At 70.2% G+C, this 15,171-nt stretch carries 15 protein-coding genes; all 15 read right to left on the bottom strand.

All coding sequences use genetic code 11. The annotated features are described in order from the left end of the window. Nucleotides 1-22: 22 nt before the first annotated feature. The 15 genes from PXH83_RS24830 to PXH83_RS24760 all read right to left on the bottom strand — a co-directional run bounded on the left by PXH83_RS24830 (nucleotide 23) and on the right by PXH83_RS24760 (nucleotide 15,169). Nucleotides 23-238 carry an MbtH family protein gene (locus PXH83_RS24830; protein WP_274563290.1) on the bottom strand — a complete coding sequence of 72 codons (216 nt, stop codon included), beginning with the start codon at nucleotides 236-238 and terminating at the stop codon, nucleotides 23-25. 44 nt (nucleotides 239-282) lie between these two features. Then, entirely contained in the window at nucleotides 283-1,284 is a 1,002-nt protein-coding gene (sbnB, locus tag PXH83_RS24825; protein WP_274563288.1) for a 2,3-diaminopropionate biosynthesis protein SbnB, read from the bottom strand. A gap of 6 nt (nucleotides 1,285-1,290) precedes the next feature. Then, on the bottom strand, nucleotides 1,291-2,274 hold the full coding sequence (gene sbnA, locus PXH83_RS24820) for a 2,3-diaminopropionate biosynthesis protein SbnA (RefSeq protein WP_274563286.1): 984 nt from the start codon (nucleotides 2,272-2,274) through the stop codon (nucleotides 1,291-1,293). A 197-nt stretch (nucleotides 2,275-2,471) separates the two neighbouring features. After that, complete coding sequence (locus PXH83_RS24815; RefSeq protein ID WP_274563284.1) at nucleotides 2,472-4,784, bottom strand: MMPL family transporter; 2,313 nt, start codon at nucleotides 4,782-4,784, stop codon at nucleotides 2,472-2,474. 126 nt (nucleotides 4,785-4,910) lie between these two features. After that, nucleotides 4,911-6,257 carry a condensation domain-containing protein gene (locus PXH83_RS24810; protein WP_274563281.1) on the bottom strand — a complete coding sequence of 449 codons (1,347 nt, stop codon included), beginning with the start codon at nucleotides 6,255-6,257 and terminating at the stop codon, nucleotides 4,911-4,913. Further along, the gene (locus PXH83_RS24805) at nucleotides 6,254-6,520 is read right to left on the bottom strand and encodes an acyl carrier protein (protein WP_274563279.1); all 267 of its coding nucleotides are present in this window, start codon (nucleotides 6,518-6,520) and stop codon (nucleotides 6,254-6,256) included. The genes PXH83_RS24810 and PXH83_RS24805 overlap by 4 nt, the downstream gene beginning before the upstream one ends. 28 nt (nucleotides 6,521-6,548) lie before the next feature. After that, nucleotides 6,549-8,294 (bottom strand): acyl-CoA dehydrogenase family protein, encoded by a 1,746-nt coding sequence (locus tag PXH83_RS24800; protein ID WP_274563277.1) that lies wholly within the window; start codon nucleotides 8,292-8,294, stop codon nucleotides 6,549-6,551. Continuing rightward, the gene (locus tag PXH83_RS24795) at nucleotides 8,291-10,045 is read right to left on the bottom strand and encodes an acyl-CoA dehydrogenase family protein (RefSeq protein WP_274563275.1); all 1,755 of its coding nucleotides are present in this window, start codon (nucleotides 10,043-10,045) and stop codon (nucleotides 8,291-8,293) included. The genes PXH83_RS24800 and PXH83_RS24795 overlap by 4 nt, the downstream gene beginning before the upstream one ends. Continuing rightward, entirely contained in the window at nucleotides 10,042-11,712 is a 1,671-nt protein-coding gene (locus PXH83_RS24790) for a fatty acyl-AMP ligase (RefSeq protein ID WP_274563273.1), read from the bottom strand. Before PXH83_RS24790 ends, PXH83_RS24795 begins: the two co-directional genes overlap by 4 nt. Nucleotides 11,713-11,767: 55 nt before the next feature. Continuing rightward, complete coding sequence (locus tag PXH83_RS24785) at nucleotides 11,768-12,193, bottom strand: ApeI family dehydratase (RefSeq protein WP_274563271.1); 426 nt, start codon at nucleotides 12,191-12,193, stop codon at nucleotides 11,768-11,770. A 159-nt stretch (nucleotides 12,194-12,352) separates the two neighbouring features. Then, nucleotides 12,353-13,066, bottom strand: a complete 714-nt coding sequence (locus tag PXH83_RS24780; protein ID WP_274563268.1) for a 2-hydroxychromene-2-carboxylate isomerase — start codon at nucleotides 13,064-13,066, stop codon at nucleotides 12,353-12,355. 23 nt (nucleotides 13,067-13,089) lie between these two features. Beyond that, complete coding sequence (gene fabG, locus PXH83_RS24775) at nucleotides 13,090-13,845, bottom strand: 3-oxoacyl-[acyl-carrier-protein] reductase (protein ID WP_274563266.1); 756 nt, start codon at nucleotides 13,843-13,845, stop codon at nucleotides 13,090-13,092. A gap of 15 nt (nucleotides 13,846-13,860) precedes the next feature. After that, the gene (locus PXH83_RS24770) at nucleotides 13,861-14,376 is read right to left on the bottom strand and encodes a 3-hydroxyacyl-ACP dehydratase FabZ family protein (RefSeq protein ID WP_274563264.1); all 516 of its coding nucleotides are present in this window, start codon (nucleotides 14,374-14,376) and stop codon (nucleotides 13,861-13,863) included. Continuing rightward, nucleotides 14,373-14,801 carry a 3-hydroxyacyl-ACP dehydratase FabZ family protein gene (locus tag PXH83_RS24765; RefSeq protein WP_274563262.1) on the bottom strand — a complete coding sequence of 143 codons (429 nt, stop codon included), beginning with the start codon at nucleotides 14,799-14,801 and terminating at the stop codon, nucleotides 14,373-14,375. Before PXH83_RS24765 ends, PXH83_RS24770 begins: the two co-directional genes overlap by 4 nt. Further along, nucleotides 14,798-15,169 (bottom strand): acyl carrier protein, encoded by a 372-nt coding sequence (locus tag PXH83_RS24760; protein WP_338054754.1) that lies wholly within the window; start codon nucleotides 15,167-15,169, stop codon nucleotides 14,798-14,800. Before PXH83_RS24760 ends, PXH83_RS24765 begins: the two co-directional genes overlap by 4 nt. Nucleotides 15,170-15,171: the final 2 nt, after the last annotated feature.

The following is a 15,171-nucleotide window of genomic DNA, read 5'->3' as shown; positions in this document are numbered from 1 at the left end:
CAGAGAAAGGGCGGAAAGGACGTCAGGCCGCAGTGGAGTCCATGCGCTCACGCAGGCTGCGCGGACGCATGTCGGTCCAGACCTCGGCGATCTTGGCCAGGCACTGCTCGCGCGTGCCCTCGGTGCCCTCGGCGGTCCACCCGGCGGGCAGCTCACGCTCGGCCCACCAGATCGAGTACTGCTCCTCGTCGTTGCGGACGACGCGGTAGGTCCGGTCGTCGGTCTGCTCGGTGGCCATATCTGCTCCTTGAGTCCATGGGTTGTTGAGAAGCGGTGCGGTGGTCAGGCGCCGGGTCCCGGCAGGAAGCCGTCGACCGCCACACCCAGGCCCTTGCGCACCGCCACGTCGTGCACGAAGTCGGCAAGGGCCAGGTCCAGTACGCCGAGCCCGAACGGGGAGAAGATCACCGTGCGCTCGGGCTGTGGGTTGAACTCCCGTTCACCAGTGAGCAGTTGACCGATGGACGCGTCGATGAAGCCGCGTCCGCCGGTGAGCTGCTCGGCAAGGTGCGGTGAGGTGCGCTCCCGGCACACATGGTCGGCGTCGTCCACGATGTTGTGGGCGCCGAGCAGTGCCTCGGGACGCAGGTCGCGCAGCGAAACGTGCAGCACGACGGTGCCGGGCCGGACGGCGTCGAGGCCGGTGTGCGGCACCCCCGCCGTCGTCGCGAAGGAGACCAGCCGGTGGGCGCCGAGCGCCTCGTCCAGAGTGCCGGCGCGGGAAATCCGCAGGCCGGGCGCGTACGAGAGAACGCGCGTCGCGAACTCATCGGCGCGGGAAGGAGACTGGTCGTACAGCGTGACCTCGGCGAGTCGGGGCAGTGCGGCCCGCAGATGGCGCAGGATCTCGGCGTTGATGACCCCGCAGCCGATCAGCGCGACACCGTCCGGGCGGGCCTCGCGGGTCAGCAGCTCGGCGGCGAGCGCGGCGCTCGCCGCGGTGCGCCGGGCCGAGATCACCGAGCCCTCGACCAGGGCCTCGGGGTGGCCGGTGGCCAGGGAGTTGAGGAGGATCGCCGCACTGGCGCGCTGCAGCCCGGAGTCGATGTTCGCCGGGAAGGAGGAGATCCATTTCATGCCGGCCACGGGGCGATCGCCGCCGCGGTAGGCCGGCAGGCCGATGATGCGGTCCCGGTCCCGTCCGGGGAAACGGAGGAAGACGGAGTGCGGGACCGTGGTCTGTCCGCAGGCGTGCAGCCGGTAGGCCTCGGCCACGGTACGGATATTGTCCGCCTCGCGGCCTTCGAGGATTTCCTCGACATCGGCATGCCGGATGACAATCATGGGTTTTCAGTCCTTCCAGAGATGGGAGACGTCCCCGAAATTGCGGCGCACCCATTCGTCGGAATAGATGGTGTCGAGATAGCGGTCTCCGCCGTCCGGGAAGATCAGGACGCACCGCGATCCGGCCGGAATACGCTCCGCATATTTCCGCAGTGCGGCGACCGTGGCACCGGACGATCCCCCGGCCAGAATCGCCTCGCGGTCCACGAGCCTGCGGCACGCTGCGACACATTCGAGTTCGGAGATGTGAACGACGTCGTCGGCGGCGTCCGGGTCCATCAGCGGCGGCACCACCGAGGCACCGTGGCCGGGAATGAGCCGCGCACGGGACTCCTGTCCGAAGATGGCGCTGCCCAGGGCGTCCACGGCGACGACGGTGGTACCGAGGCCCTCGGCGCGGATGTGGTCTGAGCAGCCCTTCAGGGTGCCGAAGGTGCTCACGGAGGCGAAGAGATAGTCGACCCGGCCGTTCAGGGACTCGGCGATCTCCCGCATGGTGATCTCATGGGCGCGCGGATTGAGGGGGTTGGCGTACTGGTTGGGCCAGTACGCGTGGGCGGTACGGGCGACCAGCTCGCGCACCCGGCGCAGCCGGGCCGGCAGATACTCGCCGGTGGCCGTGTCCCGTTCGGTGACGACCTCGACCTCGGCGCCGAAGGCGTGCAGGATGGCGAGGTTCTGGCCGGTGGTCTTGCCGTCGACCACGCAGACGAAGCGCAGTCCGAAGTAGCGGCAGATCTGGGCGAGTCCGACGGCGAGATTGCCCGAACTGGACTCGACAACGACTGACTTGCCCGGCTGCAGCTCTCCGCTGCGCACGGCGCCGATGAGCATGCGAAGCGCCGACCGGTCCTTGATGCTGCCGCCCGGGTTGAATCGCTCCACCTTGGCGAAGACCTTGGACCCGAAGCCGGGCAGCAGGTTTTCCAGTCGAACCAGAGGGGTGTTCCCTATGGTCTCCAGAATTCCTGAGTACGGTTTATCGGGCACAGTTGTCCCTTCATGGCAGGCACTGTTTGGAAACCCTTGACCTGACGTTTGAATCCTGCGCGACCTTGCTATACCCCCCCTATACGGTCCTTGGGGAGCAGGCCGTCCCGGAACAGCAGAAGGCCGTGGTGCGCCCGTTGCGGCGCCCCACGGCCTTCTTCTTTCTCTTCTTCCCCCCGGGGGAGGGAGGGGAAGGATCAGCGGCGTACCTCGACCGGGTCCGCATGACCGTGCCCGACGGCCGCCGACTGCGGCGCCGGAATCAGCCCGTCCTGCTCGTCCCGGCCCGCCACCGGCTCGTCGGCACCCTCCAGGCTGATGCCGGGCAGCCACTGCAGCCAGCGCGGCATCTTCCAGGTGGCGTCACCGAACATGGTCAGCGTGGCCGGCAGCAGGACACCGCGGACGATCGTGGCGTCGATGAGCACGGCGGTCGCGAGCCCGACACCGACCATTTTGAAGTCGATGGCGGAGAGCGTGCCGAAGACCGAGAAGACGGCGATCATCACGGCGGCGGCGCTGGTGACGACACCCGCGCTCTTGGTGATGCCCTCCACCACGGCCTGCTTGGTGGACAGTCCGCGGCCGCGGTACTCGCGCACCCGGCTGAGGATGAACACGTGGTAGTCCATGCTCAGCCCGAAGAGCGTGACGAACATGAACAGCGGCAGCCAGCTGACCACCGCGCCGTAGGGGCGGAAGTCGAGGATGGAGGCGAGGTGTCCGTCCTGGAAGACCAGGGTCAGTACGCCGTACGCCGCGCCGATCGACAGCAGGTTGAGGATGATCGACACCACCGGGATGAGCAGCGACCGGAACGCCGCCGCCAGCAGTACGAAGGCCAGGATGATCACGAAGCCGAAAACCCACGGGGCGCTGTTGTCCAGGGCCGAGTTGAAGTCCTCCTGCTTTGCGGTGTCACCGGCGACGGCGAACTCCAGTCCGTCGACCTTGCCGAGCGATGCGGGCAGTGCCGTCTCGCGCAGCTCCTTCAGTGCGGCTGTGGATGCGGCGTTCTTGCCGTCGCCGGCCAGCGGGACCCGGACCACCATCAGTTTGCCGCCGGGGATCAGACTGGCCTCGACGGGCTCTTTCAGCTTGCCGCCGCTGTCGGCGACCTGCTGCTTGAGCTCCGCGATACCGGCCTTGACCTCGGCGCCGTTCAGATCTGAGCCACGTACCACGATCTCGGCCGGCTGGGTGTCCACCGGGAACGCCTTCTCCACCCGCTCCAATGCCTGCAGCGCCGGTACGTCGGTGGGCATCCGGTGCTTGAGGTCCGGGTCCGACAGCTTCATCCCGGCGGCCGGAACGGCGAGCAGGGCGAGCGCCAGCGCACCGACCGCGGCCCAGACAATGGGGGCCTTGACGACCTGGCGGACCACGGCGCCCCACACCCGCGAGTCCTTGACCGCGGTGCGGCGGACGCCCAGCCACGGCACCTTCCAGCGGTCGACGCGCTCACCGAGCCAGGCCAGCGTGGCGGGCAGTGCCGTGACCGCGCCGATCATGGCGATGCCGACGACCGAGATGGTGCCGACGGTCATGCCCGTGAAGGTCTCGATGCCTGTGAAGAAGAGCCCGGCCAGCGCGACCATGACGGTGAGACCGGAGACCACGACGGCCTTGCCCGAAGTACGGCCCGCGATGATCAGTGCGGTGTCGTTGTCGTGTCCTGCGGCGCGCTCCTCACGGGCCCGGCGCAGATAGAACAGCGAGTAGTCGACACCGACAGCCATACCGATCAGCAGCACCACCGAGGGGGTGGAGTCGCCGATCGCGATCCATTTGCCGAAGAACGTCAGGAAGCCCATCGCCGCGACGACGGACACCAGCGAGATCAGCACCGGAAGGCCGGCCGAGATCAGCGAGCCGAAGACGACCGCCAGGATGATGACGGTGAGGGGGATCGACAGAATCTCGGCGCGCAGGAAGTCGTCGTCCTGGATCTTGTCGATGGCCTGGCTCACGCTGACCTTGCCGGTCTGGGCGATGGCCACCTCGGGGTGGGACGTGGCCTGTTCGGTGACGGCCTTCTCCATCGGCTCCATCGAGTATCCGGTCACGGAGAAACGGACGAGCAGCGAACGCCCGTCCTTCGACACCAGGTTCTTGGCCGCTTCCGCGCTGTCGGTCGGCGAGACGATGTCGGACGCCCAGGCGGCGCCCGTCTCGTCCTTGCCGAGTCCGCGCAGCGCCTCGGCGACATCCTTGGCGGCGGCCTGCATTTGTGGGTTCTGGGCGTAGGCCGGGTCACCGGACTTCGCCTCGATGAGCACGTTCTCCTGGGGCGGGGAGAAGACTGCGGCGTCGTCGAGCATCTTCTGGGCGCGGCCGGTCTCGCCCGGCGCGTGCTCGTCCAGGCTGGTGGAGCCGAGGCCCGCACCCAGCGCGATGATGAGGACAACCAGACCCAGCCAGCCGAAGGCTGCCCGCTTCCGGTTATGGACGCTCCATCGTGTGATGCGTTCGACCAACGGCCGTCGCCCGGCCCCGGCTACCTGATTCATGTGATGACCTCGTCGGTTGGGGTGGTGGACACACGCTGGCAGCGCCATCTCATAGGCGGTCTATATCAGCCTGTATCTGTGCATAAGTCGGTGGCGTGCGCCGGGGGGACAACTACCAGTCGTCGTCTACCAGTCGTCGTGGCCGGCACCGAAGCTCAGCAGTTGCGCCAGCTCGTCGGTGGAGACCAGGGGGATGCGGGAGACGGCCGCGCCGGGCTCGTCCAGCGCAGCCTCGATCATGCGCACATGGACCTCGGCGAACCGCCGTACGGTCTGGAGGTCGAACAGATCGTCGGCGTAACGCAGCACGACCGTGAGACTGTCCGGGCTTGAGCGCAGCTCTACGTTGAAGTCGAACTGGCCCTCCATGTGCGGCAGATCGAGAAGGGTGAGCCGCAGTCCCGCGTACTGGCTGACCTGCTCGGTCCCGACCAGACCCGGAACCGGCAGCCTGTCGACGGCGAGCAGGGTCACGGCCATGGCGAACGGCGGTACGGGCACGGGATGCCGCAGATGGCTCATGCCCTGCAGCAGTCCGCGGTGGGCCGCCCCGACGGTGTCGCCGATGGTGGTGTCGGGGGCGAACCGCGCCCTGAGGGCGAGCGATTGGACGAGATAGCCGACCATGTCGGCTCTGCCTCTGCCGATCCGGACGGAGGCCGGACAGCCGATGATGAAGTCGTCCAGTCCGGTGGAGCGGTGCACCGCAGCCTGGAAAGCGCCGAGCAGCAGCCCGAAGGGGGTCACCTTCGCGCGGGCGGCAGCGCCCGGCAGCCGCGCGGCCAGCTCCGGGGCAACGCGGTGTTCATAAGTCGCTCCGCGCAGCGCCGCCGCCCCGCTTCTGGGCCGGTCTGCCACGAGCGTCGCAGCGGTGGTCCCCTCACCGAGTCCGGCCCAGTAGCGTTCGGCGCGCCCCCGCGCGGGGGTGGCCGCGAGCCGCCGCTCCTCGGCGACGTGCTCGCTGTACAGGACGGGGGCCGCGGGCAGTTCCGTACCGCCGTATCTGCCGGCGTACGCGTCCAGCAGATCGCGCAGCATCAGCCACTGGCTGGTGGCGTCGCTTGCGATGTGGTGCGCGGCCACGACGAGGGCGGCGTCGGCGGGCCCGCGACTGAGCAGCACCACTCGGAACGGCCACTCCTCGCGCAGCCGGAAGGGCCGAGCGCCGGCCTCGCGGGCGAGCGCGGTCAGTTCCTCATCGGTGACGCCGGGGACTTCGCGCACCTCGAAAGGCACGGCGAGTGAGGACGCGAGGCGACGCAGCGGGACGCCGTCCTCCTCCAGGTGGAGGGAGTGCAGCAGTTCGTGGCGGCGGGCGAGCGCCGCCGTGGCGGAGCTCAGTCTGTCCGGGTCGAGTGGGCTGTGCACCCGTACGCCCAGCACCACGTTGTACGCGGCGCTTTCGGGTGCGAGCCGGTGGAGGAACCACATGGACTCCTGGCCCGCGGACACCGGAAGGCCACTGCCGGTCATTGCCGGCTCAGCTCCTGCGCGAGATGGGCGGTGAGCGCGTCGACGGTCGGGTGGTCCCAGGCCATGGTCGGCTCCAGGGCGAGACCGAAGCGGTCCTCGACATCGCCGCAGAGGGTGAGCGCATAGACCGAGTCGAGGCCGAGGTCGACCAGCTCCGTCTGCGTGCCTATGTCTTCCGGACCGGTTTCCAGATAGAAGGCAATGCGCTCGACGAGCCAGTCGCGTATCACGGTGGTGTCGACGACCGCGCGGGCGGTGGACATGGTGAACTCCTTGCTTCGGAAGGCCCGTTCAGACGAGCGGGGTACGGATGAGATCCAGGGTCAGGTTCTCTTCGTGGCGGCGCAGCAGCTCGGCGAACAGCGCGTCGGCGGCCTCCTCGGGCAGCGGGCCCGGCCGCAGCCGGAGCCGCTCGGCGAGCCGGTGCAGGGCGCAGATCACCCAGGCGGGGTCGCCGGTGAAGCCGTCGCCGTGCTGCCAGACGCCGAGGCAGGCCGCGGCGGCGAGCACATGCGCGTACCGGTCGGCGAGCAGGAAGCCGCGCCGGGACGCGATGACCGTGCGGTCGCGCGGCGGCAGTGCGGCGACGCGCGGCGCCAGCCGGTGCAGCTCCTCGGCGAACAGCCGGGCCAGCGCTGCGACGTGCGGATGGCCGTACGCCGTGGCGGTCACCGCCTGACTGAGCGTGTCCCGGCCACGGGAGTTGAGCTCCAGCCGCGAGAAGTCCAGCGGCGGCAGCGGCCCACCTGGCCGGAAGAGCTCACCGGCCGGCCCAGCCGTGTCGGTGGCCTGCCGCAGCCAGCCGTTGGCGGCGAGGCGGGGCAACTGAGGCACGATCGTCGCCAGGCAGACGGCGCTGCCCGCGTGGGCCAGCGCCACGACCGGGAGGTCGCGGGCGGCCTTCTGGAAGACGGCGTACGGGCCGGTCCTGAGGTAGCTGCGGGCTCCGAGCAGCACCGACAGCCGGTAGGAAGAGTCCTGCAGCAGCTTGGGCACCAGGTATTTCACGGCGGCGGACTGCACACTCGTCTCTCCCGGCAGCAGATGCAGCGACCGCGCGCCGACCGTCGCCAGCGCGTCGCACACCAGCAGGTCCGCGAAAGCTCCGGTCAAGGTGGCGCGGGGGTAGGGGAGTTCGGTGACCGGCCCGCCGTACAGCTGCCGTTCGAGGGCGAAGCCCAGCACGGCGCGCAGCTGGGTGTCACCGACGCCGACGACCATGCCGGGCAGCACACTGCGGGTGACCTGGAAGGCGCGCAGCACCGTCTCCATGGCGTCGCCGGGCTCGCCGAGCACCGCGTCGCCGGGAACGGGGCAGTCCCGGAACTCGATGCCGCCGAGCAGACAGCCGCGTACGCCCGAGGTGGGGTAGCGGAAGTCCCGCCGCACGGCGTCCGGCGGCAGCCCGGTGAGGTCGACCAGGAGGTGGGAGTGGCTGCGGCTGCCGGTCCTGGTGTCGGTGCGGGCGAAGAGGACGGCGGCCTCGGCTCGCGAGATGTTGTTGATGAGCTGCTTTCCGCCGTGGAGCCGCAGAGAGCCGGAGCCGTCCGGGCCGGGGGTGGCGGCGAGGCCGGTGCGGGAGAAGTCGCTGCCGTGGGCGAGTTCGGTGTATGCGGCGACGATCCGGCCGCCGGAGAGCAGGATGGAGGCGGCCCGCCGCTGCTGCTCGGGGGAGCCCGAGGCCCAGACCGGAAGGCCCGCGATGAAGCTGGTGACGCCGTGACCGATGCCGAGCGAGCAGTCGCGCCGGAACACGGAGCGCATGAGGTGCGCGAAGGCGTCGGCCTGCTCGAACCGGCCGCCGAGCGACCGGGGAACGAACTCGGCGTTCAGCCCGTACCCGGCGAGCATCTGCTCGCCTTCGGGCAGCAGCTCACCGCGCTCGTCGGCGGCGAGCACGGCCGCCGTGCCCAGCGGATTGTCCGGGTCGGCGGCGGGGCCGAGGAGGCGTTCCAGTTGCGCGGCGCGTTCTTGGGGCCCCGGCTGTGCGGTGGGCGGGGAGCCGGGGGCGGGCGCGTGGACCGTCGGGTGCGTCATGCCGGCTCCTGTGTTCTCGTGCGGTCGGCTGCTTCGGCCAGTTCGCAGGGCAGCAGCGAGAACAGCAGCCCTTCGGCGTGCTGGCGGCGCAGCGTCGGCAGCAGCCGGTCGAGTGCCGGTCCGTCCGCGTCGTCGAGGTCCGGTTCGCCGGTCAACCGCCGTATCAGCCGGGTCAGTACGGCCTCCAGCCAGCCGCTGTCGCAGAAGCGTCCAGCGGGATTGTGCAGCCAGAGTTGGAGTGCGGCGGCAGCCGCGTACAGCAGTGTGTAGTCGCGGGCGAGCGCGAAGGCCCGCTCGGGGACCTTGCGCGCGGACGGGCGGCACGCGGCGAGTTCGCAGTGCAGTTCCCCGGCGAGTGCGAGGAGTTGCTCGGCCTGTGCGGCGACGGCGGTGCCCGGCGCCCGTTCGCACACCTTCGGGACGACGGAGGGCAGCGACTGCACGATGCTGCAGCCGGTTCTGGCATACAGGGTGAGCAGCGCCGGGTCGAGCTCCGGCGCCGGTGCGTCGAGCCGGGCAGCGGCCTCGACGCCCGCGCTGTCGCAGTGGGAGTCGCGCCAGCCGCGCACCAGTACCGGAAACTGGTTGATGAGGTAGTTGAGGTTGACGACCGTGCTGCCGTCGAAGATGCCGACGATGCGGTGGTCGCGTTCGATCTTCTGGAAGGTCCCGTCGGCGTGGTCCGCGACCAGCATCGCCCGCGCCCCGAGCACCTGCCGTACGGCGGCGATCGCCTCGTCCCCGATGGTGGGCACCAGGTATTTCACGATCGCCGACACCACGCTCTGCTCAGCGGTGAGGGTCTGGATGCCACGCGTGGCGACCAGGCTGACGGCCTCGACGGCGAGCAGATCTGCGTACGCCTCGGTGAGGGTGCGGCCGGCCTGCGGGAGTTCGACGAGCAGGCGCCCGTACAGCCGGTGGTCCTCGGCGAAGCCGACCCCGATGCGCAGTGCCTGGTCGGCCATGCCGAGGGTCATCGCGGAGCAGAGGGTGCGTGTGATCTGGAAGCCCTTGAGGATGATCTCCAGGCCCTCGCCCTCGGCGCCGATGAGGGCGTCGGCGGGTATCTCCGCCCCGGTGAAGGAGATGCCGCTGATGTCCGCGCCGCGCACACCATGGGTGGGGAGTGCGGGGACCGGGTGCCAACCGGTCTTCGGCAGCCGGGACTTGTCGACGAGGAAGAGGCTGAAGGCGCGGGCGCCGCCCTTCGGGTCGGTGCGGGCGAGTACGGTCACCAGGTCGGCCCGGGTGGCGTTGTTGATCAGCCACTTTTCGCCGTCGAGCCGGTAGCTGCCCCGTGCGGTGGGCACGGCGGTCAGCTCACCGGCCAGCAGATCGCTGCCGTGGGCCTGTTCGGTGAGCGCGAGCGAGACGACCGCACCGTCGAGTACACGGCCGGCGAGGTGCCGTGCCTGCTCGGGGGTGCCCGCCACCCATGTGCAGACCGCGCCCAGATAGGTCTTGGTGTGGGCCAGGGCGACGGTGAAGTCCCGCCGGCCCAGCGTACGGATGATCTGCGACAGTTCCTCGCCGGAGCGCAGCGCACCGCCGAGCCGCTCCGGCACGAACCACTTCGGCAGCCCCAGGGCGTCCAGTTCGCGGCACACCGCGGCCGGGAATGCCTCGGCCCGGTCCAGCTCGGCGAGGCGTGCGAAGGAGAGGCTGCGGGCCGCATCACGGGGATCGCCGAGCCGGCCCTCCAGTTCCTCGGTGAGTCCGTAGGTGGACCGTGCCGGTGTGGTCGTCACTGGGCGTCCGCCTTCCCGGGACGCGGCGAACCGGCCTGTGCCAGCGCGCCCTTGAGGTACAGCTCGCGCATGAGGGTGCGCTGGATCTTTCCGCTGGTGGTACGCCGGACCTCGCCGACCCGGACGAACTGCACCGCGCCGACCCTGACCCCCAGCCGCTGGGCGAGCCGGGTCCTGGCGCCGGTGGCGAGGCGGGACAGTTCGCTTCCTTCCCGGCGGCGGGCGCGCAGTTCCTGCACGACCACGATCTCCTCGTGCGGGCCGTCCGGCACGGCGAAAGCGGCGGACGGCAGAGTGCCGAACTCCTCTTCCAGGGCAGTGAGTTCGCGTTCAATGTCATGCGGGTAGAGGTTTCGCCCGTGCACAATGATCATTTCCTTGATGCGGCCGGTGACATAGAGTTCGCCGTCGCTCAGTGCGCCGAGGTCCCCGGTGCGCAGAAAGCCCCCGCCGTGACCCTGGGCTGTTGCACCGAAAGTGCGGGCAGTCTCTTCCGGCCGCCCCCAGTAGCCCTCGGCGAGGCTGTCGCCGCGGATCCAGATCTCGCCGATCTCGCGGTCCGGAAGCACCCGGGTGGTCTCCGGGTCAACGATCCGCACCTCCAGCTCACGGACGATGCCGCTGCTCACCAGCGGCTGTCCCGATTCCCCCGGCCCGGCCCGTTCGATGCGGCCGGCGGCGAGCGCGGCGGCGTCCACCGCGGTGACCACCGGAGGTGTCTCCATCCGGGTCCCGGTCACGAACAGCGTCGACTCGGCGAGCCCGTATCCCGGCAGCAGCGCCTCGGGCCGGAATCCCGCCGGGGCGAAGCGCTCCGCGAACCGCTCCAGTGTGGCCGCGTCGACGGGCTCGGCTCCGTTGCAGGCGTGGGTCCAGCGCGACAGGTCGAGTTCGGCGATCTGCTCGTCGGTGGCCTGCCGCGCGCACAGCTCGTACGCGAAGTTGGGGGCGCAGCTGATGGCGGCGCCGGTCCGGTCGATCAGCCGCAGCCAGGACAGGGGCCGTTTGAGGAAGTCGGTGGGCGGCATAAGCACCGCCGTACCACCGAGGTAGAGGGGCGTGAGCATCATCGCGATGAGGCCCATGTCGTGGTACGCGGGGAGCCAGCTGCACCAGGTCTGGCCGGCCTGCCAGCCATGGCTGCGGCCCATCAGCCCGATGTTGTGGACCAGCGCGGCGTGGGACACGATCACACCCTTGGGGTCGCTGGTCGACCCGGAGGTGTACTGGAGGAAGGCCGGCATCCTCGGCACGACGGCAGGCGGCGTCCAGCCCAGCAGATCGGCGGCCGCGGCCTCTTCGAGCAGCGCGTCGTCGAGGGTGAGGCCGGCCCCGCTGTCGGCCTCGATGCCGTGGGCGCGGGACTCCTGCCTGCTGTGTCCGCCCTGCGCCGGTACGGGCACGGGGATCACCCCCGCGTACAGGCACCCGAGAAAGGCCCGGATGAACCCGGTGCCGGGGTGGAACGACAGCAGGGCCCGCTGGCCGGGGGCAGTGCGCGCCCGCAGCCACTGGGCGACCGAGCGTGCGGCGCGGTCCAGTTCGGCGTAGCTCAGCGCCTCCTCGTCGGCCGTGGAGCCCGCAGGGCAGAACCGTACGGCGACCCGGTGCGGATGTTCCGCGACCCGGCGCCGGAACCCGCTCACATACCCGTCGAAGCTGATCACGCGGCACACTCCCTTCGTCCGTCGCCGACTGATGGCCCGACCCTCGCTCGCACGGCTATTCCGCCCCTATATGTGTCGCTGCGGGCGGCCCGTCCACGAGCCGGTAGCGCAGCCGGAGATCGGCGGCGCGACCGCGGTTGGAGGCGACGGAGCCGCGCACCACGAGTCCGTCGCCGTCCCGGGACACCGCTGCCTCCGCAAAGACCCGGTCGCCCGGGTGGACGGGCTGGTGGAATCGGCAGCGGTCCATGCCCACGAGCTCCGGGACCTGACCGGGCGGGGCCCAGTGCCGGACGGCGTGGTCGACGGCCTCGACGAGAAAGAGGCCGGGGAGGACCGGAAAGCCGGGGTAGTGGCCGGCGACGGCCGGGTCCGCCGATGCCGCGGCGACGGAGAAGGCGACGGCGGCGCTGTCCGCGCCCAGGCGGATGACTTCGAGGTCGGTGGCATTGGCGACGGCACGAGTGCTGATCGCGGTCATGACGGTCCGTCCTTGGCTGGATGGGTGCTCGATCGCCGGGCGGGCTGAATGTCAGCCCGCCCGGCGATCGAGGGCTGAGGGTTTCCCCCCTCCACGCCCCATGGCGTAGGGCCGCCGCACGACAAGGGGGGTTCCCGTGCGGCGGCCGGTCGGGCCGCGTCAGCCGCAGCCGCCCGCATGGCCGTCGTCCGCCGACAGGCCGTGCGGGAGCCCCAGGTCCGGGGGGTGGCCCGGGGCTGCCTTGTGCCGGGACCCGGCGCCATCGGTCTCGCGCGCAGCAACCGCCGCGACGAAATCCGGCAGCCTGTCCAGGCCCCAGAACTTGTCGTAGTGGACGGTGAAGAAAGGCACCCCGAAGACGCCGTCGCGGTGGACCGCGAGCAGTGCCTGCAGACCCTCCTCACGCAGCTCGGGGTCGTCGGCCGCCCCTGCCAGCTCCTCGCCGGGGATGCCGAGTTCCGGTCCGAAGGAGCCGATGGTCCCCGGATCACAGATGTCCCGGCCCTCCTCCCAGCGGGCGCGCGCCGCCAAGGCGATGAACTCGGGCCCTTTGCCGTGCCGTACGGCGGCGAGATAGGCCAGGTGCGGCACCTCCCACACCGGGTCCCGGTCCACGGGCCAGCCGAACCTCAGCCCTCGTCGCGCCGCCAGCCGCCGCACGTCCTGGAGGATGTAGCGGTGCTTGGCCGCGGACATGGGAACGTACGGGAACTCTCCGCCTGCCGCCGCGAGCATCTTCCGGCTCAGCTCGTCCGGCTCGCAGAACGGAATCCATTCGATCCGCTCCGCCAGCTCCTGGTGACTCTCGAGCAGTTCACGGTAAGCGAGCCAGGAGTACGGGCTGCGCAGCGAGAAGTAGAAACGCGGTGTCACCTGCTTCCTCGCCCGACCGCCGCTCACAGTGCGATCCCGCCGTCCACCTGGAACACCTGCCCGGTGACGTACGACGCCTGGTCGGAGACCAGAAAGGACACCAGCGCCGCGACGTCCTCGGGCTTCCCGAAGCGCGCCAGCGGAATCCGTCCGAGCAGCTCCTTGGTCAGCTTCTCGGGAAGAACGGAAGTCATGTCCGTCTCGATCATGCCGGGCGCGACGGTGTTGGCGCGGATACCGAACCGGCCGCCCTCCTTGGCGAGGGAGCGGGTGAAGCCGATGATCCCGGCCTTGGAGGCGGAGTAGTTGGTCTGTGCGAAATTGCCGGTGACCCCGGCGATGGACGAAAGAGTCACGACCGAGCCACCGCGCCGCTTGATCATCGGGAAGATCACCGAGCGGCAGACGTGGTACGTGCCGTCCAGGTTGGTCCGTATCACCGCGTCCCAGTCGTCGTCCGCCATGAGCACCAGCGGATTGTCCCGGGTGATCCCGGCGCAGGTCACCGCGGCCGTGACCGGCCCCAGTTCGTCCTCCACCGCGGTCACGAAGTCCTTGACCTGAGCTCTGTCGGCGACATCGACCCGGCGAGCCAGCACCCGGCGGCCGGTGGCCATGACCTCCTTGGCCACCAGGGCGGCGGACTCCTCGTCGGAGCGGTAGCAGAAGGCTATGTCGTAGCCGTCCCGCGCGAGGCGGTCGACGATCGCGCGGCCTATGCCGCGCGAACCTCCGGTGACCAGCGCGACCTTCGTTTCATTTGCTTCGGCATCCGTCATGGTGGGGTCGTCCTTTCACACGCTCAGCGCCGCGGGCGCGGGCAGCAGTTCGGTGACGTCCTTGAGCGCGACGACGAAGGAGCCGACGCTCAGCAGCCTGCGGCCGCCGACATGGGTCTCGCCCGCGAGGATCGCGGTGTCCCCGGCCTGCTTCACCATGCGCACGGTGTGCTCCAGGACGTCGCCCGGGTAGGCGTGGCCGTCGAAGGCCACATCATTGATGGAGCCGGCCAGTTCGACCTTTCCGGCGAGTACGTCCGGGTTGGGGTTCTCCCAGGTGGACAGGAGCACCGCGGACTGCGCCCAGGACTCGATGACGAAGGCGATCGGATAGGCGTAGGCGGCGGGTGGCGCGTCCCGGGCGAGCGCCGCGTAGCAGGGCTCGTTGCCGGACACGGCCTTGCGGGTGCTCATCCGCTCCCCCGGCACGGCCTCGACGACCTGGTCGACGAGCAGGATCGGGGTGCGGTGCGGGATGGTGTTCTTGATCCGGTGGAGCCCGTGATCCGGCTCGGCTGCGGACACGTTCACTGGGTCTCTCCTCGCGAAGTCCTGCGCCGGTAGCGCAGCCTGATGTCGGCGACGCGTCCGCCCGAGGTGACGGCCGCGGCCTTGGCGGTCAGCCGGTCCCCGTCCTCGGCCGCCACGACCGCCACCTCGGTGGAGACCGTCTCCCCGGGGAAGACCGGCCGGTGGAAGCGGCAACGGTCCATGGAGACGAGCTCCAGGACGTCGGTGATTCCCGCGCCCGCCGCCCACAGCCGGGCGGTTCGGTCGGCGGCCTCGATCACGTAGACGCCGGGCTGCACCGGGAAGCCCGGATAGTGCCCGATGAGCACTGGGTCGTCGGACTCGGCGGTGAACTCGCAGACGGCGCCGGCGGAATCGCTGTGCAGCAGCTTCAGCCCGTCGGCCCCCAGCGCACTCGCGCCTGCGCCGGAACCCTGCGGGCTCACGCCTTCTCCTGCAGCTTGTCCTGAAGCAGCGCGTGGGTGCTCTGGAGGGAGGTGACGGAGGTGAGTTCGGATTCGGCCAGCTTCACCTCGTACTCGCGCTCCAGGCGCACGGCTATCTCCAGGGCCATCAGCGAGTCCACATCGAGGTCGTCGACGAAGTGGGCCTCGTCGGTGACCTCGGCGGGGTCGAGGTCGAGGATCTCGGCCACGAGGAGGCGCAGTTCTTCCTTGTCGAGGGTCTGGCTGCCGGTGGTGACGGTGGTCTCGGACATGTCGGTCTTCCGTTCCTGATCGAGGTGGTTGGCGTACAGGGCCTGTACGAGCAGTCGGCGCGTGCGGTATGTACGGCAGCGGGCGGCGCGGATCACTG

This window comes from Streptomyces spiramyceticus (assembly GCF_028807635.1).
GTDB classification, from domain to species: Bacteria; Actinomycetota; Actinomycetes; order Streptomycetales; family Streptomycetaceae; genus Streptomyces; species Streptomyces spiramyceticus.
Note: the sequence above shows the minus strand (reverse complement) of the source record. Positions and strands in the feature narration are given on the sequence as shown.

Coding starts and splice junctions, on each gene's coding strand:
- PXH83_RS24830 (WP_274563290.1), bottom strand. CDS start 238: ATGGCCACCGAGCAGACCGACGACCGGACCTACCGCGTCGTCCGCAAC.
- sbnB (WP_274563288.1), bottom strand. CDS start 1,284: ATGATTGTCATCCGGCATGCCGATGTCGAGGAAATCCTCGAAGGCCGC.
- PXH83_RS24815 (WP_274563284.1), bottom strand. CDS start 4,784: ATGAATCAGGTAGCCGGGGCCGGGCGACGGCCGTTGGTCGAACGCATC.
- PXH83_RS24810 (WP_274563281.1), bottom strand. CDS start 6,257: ATGACCGGCAGTGGCCTTCCGGTGTCCGCGGGCCAGGAGTCCATGTGG.
- PXH83_RS24805 (WP_274563279.1), bottom strand. CDS start 6,520: ATGTCCACCGCCCGCGCGGTCGTCGACACCACCGTGATACGCGACTGG.
- PXH83_RS24800 (WP_274563277.1), bottom strand. CDS start 8,294: ATGACGCACCCGACGGTCCACGCGCCCGCCCCCGGCTCCCCGCCCACC.
- PXH83_RS24785 (WP_274563271.1), bottom strand. CDS start 12,193: ATGACCGCGATCAGCACTCGTGCCGTCGCCAATGCCACCGACCTCGAA.
- fabG (WP_274563266.1), bottom strand. CDS start 13,845: ATGACGGATGCCGAAGCAAATGAAACGAAGGTCGCGCTGGTCACCGGA.